Raw genomic sequence first — 13,993 nt, 5'->3', positions numbered from 1 at the left:
CACCTTTATATCACTGAAACTTATTTAGACTAAAAACCGAATAAAAACGAAAATCTATGGCACAACCTGTTCAAGCAATACTGGCTAGTTACAGCCACAACCGCCGCCCGCGAACGCACGGCCGCCGCTGCTGCCTTCCTTACTAAAATAGATATGATCGTCTAATGCTTGGTCTAACTTTTCGCTATCGAGCGCCATATCGGCGCGGGCGAATTGCCCCTTTTCCCACGGTTGCACCCCTAAGCTTGAGCAACCAGTTAACCCCACTATCATCAACGAAACGGCAATCAAGGCGATTTTACGCATACACTACTCCTTCAACAGACTGATGAGTTCTTGCTCATAATCGGCGGCATTGTCTTGGTAAAAGCCCACATGGCTTTTAACTAACTCGCCTTGGCGATTGAACATAAAGCTGCTGGGCATGCCCAGTAAATCAAAGCTTCGTGCTACATCACCCTCAGGGTTAAAACGCACAGTAAAAGTCGCTGGCACCTGCTTTAAAAATTCATCGGCGAGCGCCTTATCAGTATCGAGGTTAATCGCCACCACGGCTAAACCTTGCTCGCGATACTTTTGCGCCATCGCATTCATCCAAGGGAAAGACTTACGGCACGGACCACACCAAGACGCCCAAAAATCGACGTAGACCACTTTGCCCTTAAACTCAGTCAAGGAAACACTTTGGTTATTTGCATCAAACACCTGATGCTCCAGCGACGGTGCAGCCTGGGCGCCAAGACTTAACAAACTGAGTAACAACAAGAGTTTTTTCATACTAGGTCCATCCATCACAATTGCGTTTGAATTTATTAACTGAATCTTAAGGTTTGCTTAAACTGTAGAAGAATAAATTTAAGCTCGCGTTGGCGGTTATTGTTTGCCGTATCAATTGATTGCAAAGTGAGCTGCAACAGAAAAAAGGTTAAAAGTGCGACATTTTGTCCCATTAGCAAAATCGAAATTAGATCTGCATCATGTTAATTAAATGTCAAAATCAGTTTCATCACATCTCTTGAAAATTCTTGATATGCATCAAGAATTCTGTGTCGCCTAAGGCCTAAACTGGCAGTGTCAATTATGTAAACCCTTACCAATTTACATTCAAATAACAAAAAGGTTGACCCATGGACACACATGCAGCCCTCTATGAACAGGGAAAGGCGCGCTTAGACGCACTGCGCCAACTCGCTCCCCGTCAACAGCAAACATTAATCGAAAAATTACAACAACACGGCATCACTCGTCGTGACTTTATGAAGTGGAGCGCCATGGTGACGGGCATGCTCGCCCTACCGCTGCCCTTTAGTAACTTAGTTGCCGAAGCCGCCGAACTGGCCGACCGTGTACCCTTAATCTGGTTACACATGGCCGAATGTACTGGCTGCTCTGAATCCTTAGTGCGCGCCGATACGCCTAATTTAGATTCGCTGATCTTCGACCATATCTCGTTGGAATATCACGAAACCTTAATGGCCGCTGCCGGCTGGCAAGCAGAGGAAAACCTCGAGCACGCTCTTGAAACCTACAAGGGCCGTTATCTACTCGCCGTTGAAGGTGCCGTACCGACCGCTAATAACGGCAGCTTCTTAACCGTGGGCTGTAAAGGTCATACCGGCTTAGAAATTATCAAGCATGCCGCCGAAGACGCCGCGGCGATTATTTCTGTGGGCACCTGCGCTTCCTTTGGTGGCGTGCAAGCCGCCTACCCTAACCCCACAGGGGCGAAAGGGGTACACGAAGTCGTGAGCAAGCCTGTGATCAACTTAGGTGGCTGCCCACCGAGTGAGAAAAACATCGTCGGCACCCTGATGTATTTCATCATGTTCGGCAAATTACCCGCGCTGGATATGTTTAATCGTCCTAAATGGGCCTATGGCGCACGGGTGCACGATAACTGTGAACGCCGCGGCCGTTTCGATGCCGGTGAGTTCGTTGAAGAGTTTGGCGATCACGGAGCGAAGGAAGGTTACTGCCTCTACAAAGTGGGCTGTAAAGGACCTTATACCTATAACAACTGTCCTACAGAGCGCTTTAACCACCATACCAGCTGGCCAGTGTTAGCGGGCCACGGTTGTATGGGCTGCTCAGAACCTAACTTCTGGGATGATATGGCCGACTTTGAAAAACCCCTTGGCCGTCAACTACTCCATGGATTGGATGCTACCGCAGACACAGTCGGTGCGGTGATTTTAGGCGCGACCGTCGTCGGCATTGGAGCCCACGCCGTCGCCAGTATTTTTGCCAAGCCGCTGGAGGAATAACCCATGAGCAAGCGCGTTGTTATCGACCCTATCACCCGTATTGAGGGTCATTTACGTATCGAAGTCGAAGTTGATGAGAATAATGTCATCAACAAAGCATGGTCATCCTCTACCCTGTGGCGTGGTATTGAAGTCATCCTCAAGGGCCGCACACCAATGGACGTGGGGCTGATCGTGCAGCGGATCTGCGGTGTTTGTACCTATTCCCACTATCGCTGTGGTACCGAAGCGGTGGAAAATGCCTTAGGCATTCAAATCCCGTTAAACGCTAAATACCTACGTTCCTTAATGCAAACCTCGCTCTATATGCATGACCATATAGTGCACTTCTATCATCTACACGGTTTAGACTGGGTGGATGTTGTGTCAGCTTTAAGTGCCGATCCCGCCAAGGCTGCACAGGTTGCCCTTAAATATACCGACAAGCCGATTGCTGCGGGCGAAGGCGAATTAAGAGCGGTGCAAGAGCGGGTTAAAGGCTTTGTCGAAACTGGCAAACTCGGCCCCTTCGCTAACGCTTACTGGGGCAATGGCACCTATAAATTTACCCCAGAGCAAAACCTGATTGCCCTGTCGCATTACCTCAAAGCCCTTGAAGTACAAAGGGTTGCCGCCGAAATGCTGGCGATTTTCGGGGGTAAACAGCCGCATCCACAATCATTGGTTGTGGGCGGTGTGACCTCAGTGCGCGATATGTTAAGCCCTGCGCGCCTGCAGGAGTGGAAACAAAAACACGCGATTGTGACTGACTTTATTCTGCGTGCCTATCAAGCAGATATCGTCATGGCGGCGGAAGCCTTTGGTGGTGAAGCCAGCGTACTTGGCGGCGTGAACGTTAAAAACTTCATGGCGACCAATGACTTTGTGCTTGCCAATGGCGAATACCTGTTCGACCAAGGCGTGATTATGAAGGGCGACTTAGCGGGCGTAAGCGACATCAACCCAGAGCTAATCGCCGAAGACGTCAGCCATGCCTGGTATAGCGCAGATGCGCCGCAGCATCCCTACGATGGCACAACTATCCCCAACTACACCGGCTTTGTTGAGCGCGATACGGTTTATGGCAAACTGCCCACCTTAGATGGCGATGGCAAATACTCTTGGGTGAAATCGCCACGTTACCAGGGCGAACCCGTGGAAGTGGGTCCATTGTCCTGCCTGCTGGTGAGCTATGCCCGTGGCAATAAAGTGGTGGTCGATGCCGTCAATGCGCTGCTGGCTCGCACGGGTCTGCCGGTTGAAGCCCTGTTCACCACCTTAGGCCGTACCGCAGCGCGGATGCTGCAAACCGTTATCGTGGCGCAGGAAGGTCTGAAAACCTTCGATGCCCTGTTAACCAATATTCAATCCGATGAAACCACCTATGTGAAACCCCATATCGACCCAAGTCGTGAATATGTGGGTCACGCCATGATTGAAGCACCACGCGGCATGTTAAGCCACTGGATCCGCATCAAAAACGGCGTCATTGAGAACTATCAAGCCGTGGTGCCCACCACTTGGAACGCAGGCCCAGTGGATGCCAATGGCAAGATTGGCCCCTACGAAGCCTCACTCATTGGTTTGAAACTGGAAGATCCCACTAAGCCCCTTGAGGTGATACGTATTATTCACTCATTCGACCCTTGCATGGCGTGTTCAGTACACGTGATGGATTTCAAAGGTCAAGCACTGAGCGAGTTCCGTGTCAGCCCCAATGGTCAATAACAACGAGGGAGGGAACGCAACATGAACCATTCTGAAACCCGCATTCGGACACTGGTTTTTAGTCCCGCGATACGGATTTTTCACTGGCTACGGGCACTGTCGATTTTAGTGCTGGTGATCACCGGATTCTATATCGCTTGGCCGTTTCTTGTGGCGCCCGACAGCACGGATGTATTGGTACAAGGTTGGGTGCGATTTGCCCATCTGATCTGCGGTTTTGTGTTGACCGCAGTCACCTTGGTCCGCTTCTACCTGTATTTTTTCAGTCGAAGCGATATCGAGCGACGCTCATTCCGTGATGTGATGAGCGTTAAGAGCTGGATCACCCAACTGAAATCCTACATTTGGATGGGACACTTGCATAAAGCCGGTGTTTACGGACCGCTGCAATTTGTGACCTACGTAGCAATCTCCTTCGTGGCACTTGTGATATGTATTACTGGACTCGTGCTGTATGCCAACGTCTACCATGAAGGTTTAGGTGGCATGCTTTGGAGCAGCGCAGCTTGGATCACGGCGCAAATGGGTGGACTGGCACAGGTGAGAATTTGGCACCATTACCTCACTTGGGCTTTCGTTATCTTTGTGGTTATCCACGTCTATATGGCGGTTTGGTCAGGGATACGCTTCAAACATAACTCTGTCGACTCAATTGTCTCTGGTTACGACTACCCGAAACCAGACTCACACCACTAGGAGTCCAATGAAGATATTGCTACTGGGTATTGGCAATGTCCTGTACGCCGATGAAGGCATCGGCGTACATTTTGTCAATTACATCGCTGAGAATTATCAGTTCACACACGAGTCCCACCAGCTGGAGATGCTCGATGGCGGCACCTTGGCTCAGGGACTCATTCCGATTATTTGCCAATACGATTATTTGATCGTAGTCGATACCGTCAATGCCAACGGCGTCGAGGCTGGCGAAGTGTATTTCTTTGATTTTGATAAAGCCCCGCAGGAAATCGACTGGCAAGGCAGCGCCCATGAAGTCGAAATGCTACAAACCCTCAATATGATGGAAATGGTAGGCGACAGACCCAAAACCTTTGTGTTAGGTGTCACCCCTACCGTGTTAGAACCGATGACACTGGGACTGACCACTAAGGTGGCCGCCGCCGTCCCCTTGATGGAACAAACCCTGTTAACCCACTTAGCCTCCCTCGGGTTCACCGCGACACGCATTGCCGAGCATAGTATCGATTCGCTGATCCCCAATTCTTACAAACGTGGCGTCACTACTGGTGAAAATATAGAAGATGAAACACATCAGATTTGAGTTTACCTGCTCGCGTCAGGTGCCTTTGTATGCGCATTTATGTAATCAATACCTAAATTACGATGCACTCAATATCAGCATCGGCTGCGACAGTCAGCAGGATTTTGGTTCGCACACTTATTTTATTGAGGCCCAAGGCGAACAAGCACAGCTAGAACAATTAGCCGAGGCGATCGCCGCCGACTTTTTAATTTCAGTCTGGCTGGTCGACTCAGGCATTCATGCGATTGAGGCGCCGCAGGGACAACGGACATTATTGACCGTCCCATCCACTGAGGGTGCGCTTAACGTGCAATCGGTCGCGGCTTTTTGCCAGCAGTGTTATCCCAGATTTGGTGATAATCAGGCGGCGCAATTTGGTCAGCTCGATTTAGCCTGCACTTGCTGCCACGGTGAAAAGCGCTTAACCAGCGCCCAAAAGGCGTTAACGCTGTCCGATCTCAAGGCGATGGCCGCGCAGCTTATCAGCCAAGGCTCACTAGATTTAGCCAGCGAAGGCGTGCAATTAAGCCTAACGCCCTTTGCCCATACAACAGCGTCCAGACCGCAACTGCTTATTTGTAATCCCAATACCCTCAACGCGCATTTTTGCCTGAAGGATAATCAAGTCCTCGCCCTATCCAGTATCGAAAAACCGCTGATTAGTGTCAGACCAACCCAAGATAATCAAAAGCTGCCCGCACCACTCTACGATATCTGCTTTGGTTACAGCCGAGTGGTGTTAGTGCTGAGTGAAATCCTGCGGCAAAAAGGTATCGATTGGGTGTATCTTGAGGGGGCGCACCAGAGGCCAGCGCTCGCCTGGGTCGATGGCGCTTGGGCTCAGTTAGGCAGCCACACAGCCGAAAACGCAGCGACGCAGACCATTAAGCAATTCAGTGCGCCGGAGCCTCTGCGGGAAGACATCCACTTTTTAGGCTTTAAGGCCAAATGGCAAGCCAATAAGAAAACCCGTTCACACCAAGGTTTATTGACTGTGCAGGCCATACCAAGTGAGGCCGAGACAGCTGAATATGCCGCGAGTGAGGAAGACCATACCATAGCGGATGCAGCCCTGTTTGCAGCGCTGCTTAATGGTAAATTTACGACCCATAAGCAGGCTAAAAATGCGGCGGTGATTTACTTAAGCCATCACCACACTGGGCAAATCGTTACCTGCGACAATAAGGGAGACACCTCACTGTTTTTCGCCCTGCCCGAACTACCGGACAATGGTTACGAGATTTTCCATTGCCTTGACAGCAGTCCACAAAAAGCCGTCGCGCAAAAATTTAAGAGCTTGTTTCCAGAAGATTACTTAAAGTTGCTGAGCCTAAAACTTAACGGCAGACGTGATAATCTTCAGAGTCTGTGGGCGATTGCTGCGGTATTGATTGGCCTTAATCCACAGGAAGAAACCCAATCGCAAGCCTATTTGAGCGATGCACTGCTCGCCGCCGCCATGCGTTACCATGGTGCGAATGCGCCGCGCATCGATTATCCCCTCACCAAAGGCGAGGCCCACCGCAGCCTGAATTGGTGTAAAACCCTAGGCACTCTGCTGAGTTTTCGCGTTGCAGGGCACAGCGATCCGAGTCAACTGGCCTTTGCAATGCAGGACTCCCTCGCCGACTACCTCGCGAATTGGCTGGAACACATTGACTTAAATATCGGTGTACACAACATTGCGTTAGCGGGCAATGAGTTAGCCAATGAAACCCTCTGCAAGCGTATTAGCCTACGACTCGGGAAAAACTTCCCGCTATTGGTCAATCGCAGTCTGGATTTAGAGGGCGACAACCTGGCCGTAGGCGCGCTCTATGTGAAGCAGCGGCAGTTAAATAGCCTTTAACAACACCCGCTCACCGCTAACCTTACATTCAGATAGCGCTAACGCATGGAAGATAAAATGTTTTATCTTCCATGCAGATGCAGCCAGATAAGCGAAGAATACCGAGATTGAAAAAAGCCACCTCACCCGCCAATCAAACCGAGCAACTCGAGCGCCGCCAGCTGCATATCACGGGCATTGTGCAAGGTGTGGGCTTTCGCCCCTTTGTTTACCGCTGGGCGAGTGAGCTTAAATTAACTGGCACTGTGCTAAATAATGCCAATGGCGTGATGATTGAGCTGCAAGGCCCCACCGCAAACTTAGATAACTTTGTGCGTGAGTTAACCACCAATCCGCCGCCGCTGGCGCGCATCGACCAGATTACCCAGAGTCCGTTAGCGGTAAAGCTTGAAGAGACTAGCTTCGATATTATTCAAAGTGATAGCCAAAGTGATGAATCTGGTGAGCATAACTTTGCAGCGCTGGTTGCCGTATCGGCCGACAAGAGTACCTGTCAGGATTGCTTAAGCGATATGCATAACCCGCAGGACCGCCACTTTGGCTATGCCTTTACCAATTGCACCAACTGCGGCCCAAGATACACCATTATCAACGCCTTACCCTACGATCGCCATCATACCGCCATGGCGGATTTCGCCATGTGCCCCGACTGCGCCAAGGCTTATCAAGATCCGCTAAATCGTAGATACCACGCCCAGCCTGTGAGTTGCCCTAAGTGTGGTCCTCAATTGAGTTTAAAATCACCTCAAGGCGAGTTACTTGCACCTAATTCCTTGTCCGCTTTGCAAGATAACAGCCTAGCAGTATTGTCGGCGGCGGCCGAAAAACTGGCCCAAGGGCAGATTCTTGCGATAAAGGGCTTAGGTGGCTTCCACTTAATGTGCGATGCAACCAACACCCTAGCGGTCAATCAATTAAGGCAACGCAAGCAACGAAAAGCCAAGCCACTAGCGGTGATGATGCCGAGCATCGAAGTGGCAAAACGCTATGTAACGGGCACACAGGTAGAGTGGCAAACCTTAAGCGCGCAGGAGCGGCCCATCGTACTAATGCAGGCGCAGGATAAACACAATCTGAGCCCTGAGATTGCGCCTAATATCCCAAAGCTCGGGATATTTTTGCCCTACACACCGCTGCATCATTTACTGCTCGGGCAATTTAACGGCCCACTGGTCGCGACCAGTGCGAATGTCTCTGGCGAACCGATTATCACCGATTGTGATGAGCTTATCAGCCAACTAGGCCATGTGGTGGATGCCATAGTCGATCACAACCGCCCCATACTCAACGGCTGTGATGACAGCGTGGTGCAACTTATCCAACCGCCAAACGGCTGTGCGCCACAGGTACAAGTGCTGCGTTTAGCGCGGGGATATGCGCCATTAAGCTTCCCGTTACCCAAACCGCTGAGTCACTCCATTCTTGCCGTGGGCGCCCAACAAAAAAATGCCATTGCTTTAGGTTTTGGCTCGAATGTGTTTTTAAGCCCGCATATTGGCGATCTCTTTAGTGTCAGCGCCGAGCAGTACTTCGAGCGAACCTTGGCGACCTTCGCCCGTCTGTATCATTTCAGCCCCGAGCTGATTGTCCACGATAAGCACCCAGACTACGCACCATCGCGCTGGGCAGAGACGCAGCAACAGCACAGCCTTGATACACAAAGCCAAGACACGCAGCCAATCCAAACCTTAAGTGTGCAGCATCACCACGCCCATGTGCTCAGCGTGATGGCCATCAATCAATATCAAGATCCAGTATTAGGCTTTAGTTTCGATGGCACAGGGCTTGGAAACGATGGCAGCCTCTGGGGCGGAGAGGTCTTACTGACCACCCTTAACGGCGCCGAGCGGATTGCCCATTTCGAGGCTATTCCCTTGCTCGGTGGAGAACAGGCAATTAAGCAACCTGTGCGTTTGCTGCTGGCATTACTGTTTCAGCAGATGAGTCTCGAGGAAGTGCAAGCCCTTAAGTTGCCGATTCTGACAACCTTAAGCCCCATCACCTTAAGCAATCTGCATCGGATCTGGCAAAACGGCCATGGGATTAATAGCTCATCGGTGGGACGCTTGTTCGATGCCCTCGCCTGCGCCTTAGGCTTTATCGACACCACTCAATTTGAAGGTCAAGCGGGTATGTTAATTGAAGCAGCAGCAAGACGGGCCGATGCCAAACAACTGCCAACGCTGATGCTCGACTTACCCTTGGAAATCTCAGATATGCCCAGTGATAGCTCGATACACGAACCGCATATCTGGCGCAGTAGCCAGCTCTTTAAGCAGATAATCACGCTAATCACCGAAGCGCCGCTCACTGACGTTCGGCAAGCGCAGTTAGCCCGCGCCTTTTTACATTGTGTGGGGGATGCCATTTGTGGTTATGCCGCGCGCTATCCAGCCCTGCCCGTGGTGCTGTGCGGCGGAGTGTTTCAAAATCAATATTTGCTTGAATATTGCCTCGGTAAACTGCACCTACAGGGCAATACCGTGCTGCCTAACAAACATATTCCCGTCAACGATGGCGGTATTGCCCTCGGGCAGCTTTGGTATGGTATCCATCAAAGCGCAAGCAATAACCAGTGATGGTTAAGACTCAAGCTGACGCATAAAAGCTTTCATTGCGGGCGTAATACTGTGCTTACGGGTCATAAAGACCGTTTGCCCTGAACTGACACCGTCCAAAAGCTGATATGGGATCCCAAAGAGTTGCGCCACCGATTCGGCAATACCGCGGCTGACGATCGCACTGCCTAAGCCATGTTTTACCGCGCCGATTAGGTGGAATAATGAGTCGGTTTCCAGCACCAGATTAAAATCAATCCCCGCCTGCGCCATTGCATTATCTATGTATTTTCTAAACTGCATATTTTGACTCAGCAGCACTAAGGGACGCGTGCCAATGTCATATAAAGACAAGCACTTGCTTGCACTGTCATCAACCGAATCACAGGACAACAGCGCCATTTGATTGGCCCGCTGCGGATAAAACACAAAGCTGCGTCGATTAGCCTCGGTGAGTTGTTCGTCAAATCCAAGGCCGATATCGGTTTTATGTAAGCTCAGGCTTTCAATCAATTGCCCATTGGTCATCACAGATAACTTGATGCTGATATTGGGATAAGCCTGATTAAACAGCTTAATCAGCGGCATGATGTCGATACTCGATTGCGGCACTATGCCAATCCGTAACGAACCGGTGAGCTGGCCGCGAAACAGACTCAATTCCTGCTTTAACGCCGCCTGTTCCTGCAACATTCTCTCAGCGTATTGCAGCATGATCTGCCCCGCATCCGTGAGCGCCACAAACTGGCTGCCCCGCACCACCAGCTCAGTGCCAAGGCTTTTTTCAAGGGCACTGATCCCCGCAGAGAGCGTCGGTTGCGTCACATGGCAGGCGTTCGCCGCTTTGGCAAAATGCTGTAATTGCGCGAGTTGTTGGAAGTAATGCAGATGGCGAATATTCATAGTGCTTTCGATATAGTGTTTTAGACAAATCTGAAAAATCAAACCCTATTGGTATCCATAGTTTAATAGAAATCTTCTATCAATCCATAAAATAGTTTGATTGGCCTAGCGCGTAAGCCCTCTCTAGAATGTGATCAACATCCAGTTTCAGGTTGAAATGCGTGCTAACTCACCCACTCGATTCGGCGAATGACCCAAGGCTCTGCCCTGAATCTCAACACAGCCCAAACGCGGCACAACATGCTAGTGCCCGCTACTCGCATCTGGTTGAAGAGGTCGCTGCCGCCATCAACCTCAATGGCATCAGCTATGCGGTGATGATGATAACGCCCGATCACTTTGAGGACTTTGTGATTGGCTTCTTATTCGCCGAAGGCATTATCAGCCAAGATGAAGATGTGCATGAAATTGATATCACTCCTGTCCAAGACGGCGTAATGCTCGATGTCATCTTAGCTAATCGCTGTTTAATCGCCCTTAAACAACGTAAAAGACGGCTCGTCGGCGCAACTGGCTGCGGGATCTGCGGTGTGGAAGCCCTAGGACATGCCCTACCAGATTTACCGCCATTACCCGCCTGCGCTCCCTTGGTGCTTGAGCATGTCGACTGCCTCAAACAGCAAATACATACACATCAGCTTAAGGCGCAGCGCAGCGGCGCTATCCATGCGGCTTTTGCCTTAGATGAGGCTGGCAATATCCTTGAATGCCGTGAAGATATCGGTCGGCACAATGCGTTAGATAAGCTGATTGGCGCGCTGCTGCGGCAAAAGCGCAGCGCCAAGGCGCTGCTGATGACCAGTCGCTGCAGCAGCGAGTTGATCCAAAAAGCGGTGCGTTATGGTGCCAATCATTTGATTAGTCTCGCGTCACCCAGCCAGCTCGCGGTGAAATTGGCGCTGAAATACCAGCTTAACCTTGTCCATATTCCTAAGTTTGATCCGCCAATCCACTACTCCATATTTGATGAAAGCCTTGCATGCCAATGCAATAGCGGAGAATTTTATGCCTGTTCATATTGAAAAACCGACCAAAGCCGGCGGCTTCCCCTCACTGCAATCGACCTTAAAGCATGTGCTGCGCAGCCAAAAGACCCAGCAAAATATCAAAAACCTGCTCAGGGTGAACCAAACCGATGGCTTTGATTGCCCAGGTTGTGCCTGGGGCGATAACAAGGCAGGCGCCTTTCAGTTTTGCGAAAATGGCGCTAAAGCCGTGGCCTGGGAATCGACAGGCAAGATTGTCGATCGCGACTTTTTCGCCCAGTATTCGGTGCGTCAGTTAGCCAAACAGACCGACTATTGGCTCGAATATCAGGGTCGCTTGGCCGAACCCATGCGTTATAACGCCGCGACTGATCACTATGAACCCATCAGCTGGGATGGAGCCTTTCAGCTGATTGCTGATACGCTTAATGGCCTTAGCGACCCCAATCAAGTCGAGTTTTACACCTCGGGCCGCGCCAGTAACGAGGCCTCCTACCTCTATCAACTGTTTGGCCGACTATATGGCACCAATAACTTTCCCGATTGTTCGAATATGTGCCACGAGGCCAGCGGCGTAGCACTCAACCAAGCCATTGGTGTCGGTAAAGGCACTGTCGTTTTAAGTGATTTCGATGCGGCCGAGGCGATTTTTGTCTTCGGGCAAAACCCCGGCACCAACCATCCACGGATGATGAATGCCCTACGTAAAGCGGCCAAACTGGGTTGTAAAATTGTCACCTTCAATAACTTAAAGGAAGTGGCGCTGGAGCGATTCGCCAGCCCGCAAAGTCCAACGGAGTTATTAACCCCCGCAGCCACAACCATTAGCCATCAATACCTCACGCCGCTGCTGGGCGGCGATATGGCAGCCATTCGCGGCATGGCAAAGCATATTCTTGAGTCGAACTCAAAGTGTATCGACCGGGAGTTTATCGCCGCCCACACTGCGTTTTTCGCAGATTATGAGCAGAGTGTCCGTCACACTGATTGGCAACAGATTGAAGCCCAATCGGGCTTAGCCAAGGACGATATTATTCAAGCCGCCACAGTATTTAGCCAAAGTAAGACGGTGATCAGCTGCTGGGCCATGGGCATCACTCAGCATAAACATTCGGTCGATACCATTCGCGAAATCATTAACTTGCATCTGCTCTGCGGCCAAATGGGCAAAGCTGGCGCAGGGCTTTGCCCGGTGCGCGGTCACAGCAATGTGCAGGGTAACCGCACTATGGGTATTAACGAAAAACCTAAAGCCGAGTTTATTGACCGTTTAGAGCAGTATTTGGGCTGCCAATTACCCCGCGCCGCGGGTCATAACGTGGTAGAGGCCTTAAAGGCCTTAGATAGTGAGCAAAGCAAAGTGCTAATTTGCCTCGGCGGCAACCTAGCTGCCGCGGCGCCCGACAGCGCCTTTACCTATAACGCCATGGGAAAAACGCAGTTAAATGTGCAAATCAGCACTAAGCTCAATCGCAGTCATTTACAGGTCGGCAAAGATGCGCTGATTTTACCTTGCCTTGGGCGCACTGAACTCGATAAGCAAAAACACGGCATTCAAAAAATCACCGTCGAGGATACCTTCAGCATGGTGCATGCCTCGACTGGGATGAACGATGCGGTATCGCCACTATGCCTGTCGGAAATCGATATTGTGGCGCGCATGGCGCACGCTACCTTGGCGGTGAAACCACCATCAATGAGTACACCTAATACCAAATCAATTGACTGGTTAGCCCTAAGGGATGATTACAGCCTGATCCGCGATTTGATTGAGCAAACCATTGCAGGTTTTGAAGATTACAATCAAAAAATTAACGTCCCTGCGGGATTCCATTTAACCAATAATGCAGCGCAGCTCGACTGGCATACCCAAAGCCACAAAGCTGAATTTAGCGCCTGCGCTTTACCCTACTCCATCCTCGCCGACTGTTCGAGTCAGGCCCTGACCAGTACGCTGCCAGTGTTGCTGCTACAGAGTCTGCGATCACACGATCAATACAACACCACCATCTATGGCATGGATGACAGATACCGCGGCATTAAGGGCAAGCGTAATGTGCTCTTCATGAACAGTGATGATGCCAAGGCGCAGGGCTTTAGCGACGGCCAGTTAGTCGATATCCAATCGCTCACTAACGATGGCAAATTGCGCAAGGTGTATGACTTTATGGTGATTTATTACGAGATCCCTAAGGGCAATATCGCCGCCTATTACCCCGAGACCAATCCCTTAGTCGCCATCGACAGTGTGGGCGTGGGCTCCTATACCCCGACCTCAAAATCGGTTCCCGTTATCTTAACCCCCGCGAGCAGCAATAAAATCAGCATCACCCAACTGTAAGTGACTCAAGTGCTTCATCCCACAGGCCAAAGAAATGTTCTTTGGCCTTTGTTTATCCAAATAAACCTGACGAACATCAAAGAATCCGCAGCCGATTTGTATCACACTTAACATTAGCGTA

Annotated in this window: 11 protein-coding genes; 8 read left to right on the top strand and 3 right to left on the bottom strand. The window is 50.6% G+C overall.

All coding sequences use genetic code 11. The features are described from left to right. Positions 1 to 84: 84 nt before the first annotated feature. Together SHEWANA3_RS09925 and SHEWANA3_RS09920 are read right to left on the bottom strand one after the other, a co-directional pair. Positions 85 to 306, bottom strand: coding sequence for a DUF4266 domain-containing protein (locus tag SHEWANA3_RS09925; RefSeq protein WP_011716884.1), 222 nt, complete (start codon positions 304 to 306; stop codon positions 85 to 87). A gap of 3 nt (positions 307 to 309) precedes the next feature. Beyond that, positions 310 to 777 (bottom strand): TlpA disulfide reductase family protein, encoded by a 468-nt coding sequence (locus SHEWANA3_RS09920; RefSeq protein WP_041412618.1) that lies wholly within the window; start codon positions 775 to 777, stop codon positions 310 to 312. A 350-nt stretch (positions 778 to 1,127) separates the two neighbouring features. On the opposite strand from SHEWANA3_RS09920, the gene hyaA reads away from it, so the two are divergent. From hyaA to hypF, 6 genes are all read left to right on the top strand, one after another. Continuing rightward, positions 1,128 to 2,264 (top strand): nickel-dependent hydrogenase small subunit, encoded by a 1,137-nt coding sequence (hyaA, locus tag SHEWANA3_RS09915; RefSeq protein WP_011716882.1) that lies wholly within the window; start codon positions 1,128 to 1,130, stop codon positions 2,262 to 2,264. A 3-nt stretch (positions 2,265 to 2,267) separates the two neighbouring features. Beyond that, positions 2,268 to 3,971: a nickel-dependent hydrogenase large subunit gene (gene hyaB / locus SHEWANA3_RS09910; RefSeq protein WP_011626296.1), complete on the top strand. Its 1,704-nt coding sequence runs from the start codon at positions 2,268 to 2,270 to the stop codon at positions 3,969 to 3,971. Positions 3,972 to 3,992: 21 nt separating this feature from the next. Continuing rightward, a complete protein-coding gene (gene cybH, locus SHEWANA3_RS09905) occupies positions 3,993 to 4,667 on the top strand; it encodes a Ni/Fe-hydrogenase, b-type cytochrome subunit (protein WP_011626297.1) in 675 nt (224 codons plus the stop codon). Positions 4,668 to 4,674: 7 nt separating this feature from the next. After that, positions 4,675 to 5,253 carry a HyaD/HybD family hydrogenase maturation endopeptidase gene (locus SHEWANA3_RS09900; protein ID WP_011622590.1) on the top strand — a complete coding sequence of 193 codons (579 nt, stop codon included), beginning with the start codon at positions 4,675 to 4,677 and terminating at the stop codon, positions 5,251 to 5,253. After that, positions 5,234 to 7,084: a hypothetical protein gene (locus SHEWANA3_RS09895; protein ID WP_011716881.1), complete on the top strand. Its 1,851-nt coding sequence runs from the start codon at positions 5,234 to 5,236 to the stop codon at positions 7,082 to 7,084. Before SHEWANA3_RS09900 ends, SHEWANA3_RS09895 begins: the two co-directional genes overlap by 20 nt. A 77-nt stretch (positions 7,085 to 7,161) precedes the next feature. Continuing rightward, positions 7,162 to 9,663, top strand: coding sequence for a carbamoyltransferase HypF (hypF, locus tag SHEWANA3_RS09890; RefSeq protein ID WP_166485380.1), 2,502 nt, complete (start codon positions 7,162 to 7,164; stop codon positions 9,661 to 9,663). Positions 9,664 to 9,666: 3 nt separating this feature from the next. On the opposite strand, the gene SHEWANA3_RS09885 is transcribed toward hypF, so the two are convergent. After that, positions 9,667 to 10,545: a LysR family transcriptional regulator gene (locus SHEWANA3_RS09885; protein WP_011716879.1), complete on the bottom strand. Its 879-nt coding sequence runs from the start codon at positions 10,543 to 10,545 to the stop codon at positions 9,667 to 9,669. A gap of 161 nt (positions 10,546 to 10,706) precedes the next feature. Here SHEWANA3_RS09885 and fdhD point away from each other — a divergent pair, with 161 nt between their 5' ends. After that, complete coding sequence (fdhD, locus tag SHEWANA3_RS09880) at positions 10,707 to 11,567, top strand: formate dehydrogenase accessory sulfurtransferase FdhD (protein ID WP_011716878.1); 861 nt, start codon at positions 10,707 to 10,709, stop codon at positions 11,565 to 11,567. Beyond that, positions 11,551 to 13,872 carry an FdhF/YdeP family oxidoreductase gene (locus tag SHEWANA3_RS09875; protein WP_011716877.1) on the top strand — a complete coding sequence of 774 codons (2,322 nt, stop codon included), beginning with the start codon at positions 11,551 to 11,553 and terminating at the stop codon, positions 13,870 to 13,872. Before fdhD ends, SHEWANA3_RS09875 begins: the two co-directional genes overlap by 17 nt. The last annotated feature ends 121 nt before the right edge of the window (positions 13,873 to 13,993 follow it).

Source organism: Shewanella sp. ANA-3, from assembly GCF_000203935.1.
In the GTDB taxonomy this organism is placed as follows: Bacteria; Pseudomonadota; Gammaproteobacteria; order Enterobacterales; family Shewanellaceae; genus Shewanella.
The sequence above is the reverse complement of the archived record's forward strand: the minus strand, read 5'-3'. Positions and strand labels throughout refer to the sequence as shown.

Bases quoted from the DNA above. Each gene is read 5' to 3' on its own strand.
- SHEWANA3_RS09885 (WP_011716879.1), bottom strand. From the start codon at position 10,545: ATGAATATTCGCCATCTGCATTACTTCCAACAACTCGCGCAATTACAG.
- cybH (WP_011626297.1), top strand. From the start codon at position 3,993: ATGAACCATTCTGAAACCCGCATTCGGACACTGGTTTTTAGTCCCGCG.
- SHEWANA3_RS09900 (WP_011622590.1), top strand. From the start codon at position 4,675: ATGAAGATATTGCTACTGGGTATTGGCAATGTCCTGTACGCCGATGAA.
- hyaB (WP_011626296.1), top strand. From the start codon at position 2,268: ATGAGCAAGCGCGTTGTTATCGACCCTATCACCCGTATTGAGGGTCAT.
- SHEWANA3_RS09920 (WP_041412618.1), bottom strand. From the start codon at position 777: ATGAAAAAACTCTTGTTGTTACTCAGTTTGTTAAGTCTTGGCGCCCAG.
- hypF (WP_166485380.1), top strand. From the start codon at position 7,162: ATGCAGCCAGATAAGCGAAGAATACCGAGATTGAAAAAAGCCACCTCA.
- SHEWANA3_RS09925 (WP_011716884.1), bottom strand. From the start codon at position 306: ATGCGTAAAATCGCCTTGATTGCCGTTTCGTTGATGATAGTGGGGTTA.
- hyaA (WP_011716882.1), top strand. From the start codon at position 1,128: ATGGACACACATGCAGCCCTCTATGAACAGGGAAAGGCGCGCTTAGAC.
- SHEWANA3_RS09875 (WP_011716877.1), top strand. From the start codon at position 11,551: ATGCCTGTTCATATTGAAAAACCGACCAAAGCCGGCGGCTTCCCCTCA.
- SHEWANA3_RS09895 (WP_011716881.1), top strand. From the start codon at position 5,234: ATGAAACACATCAGATTTGAGTTTACCTGCTCGCGTCAGGTGCCTTTG.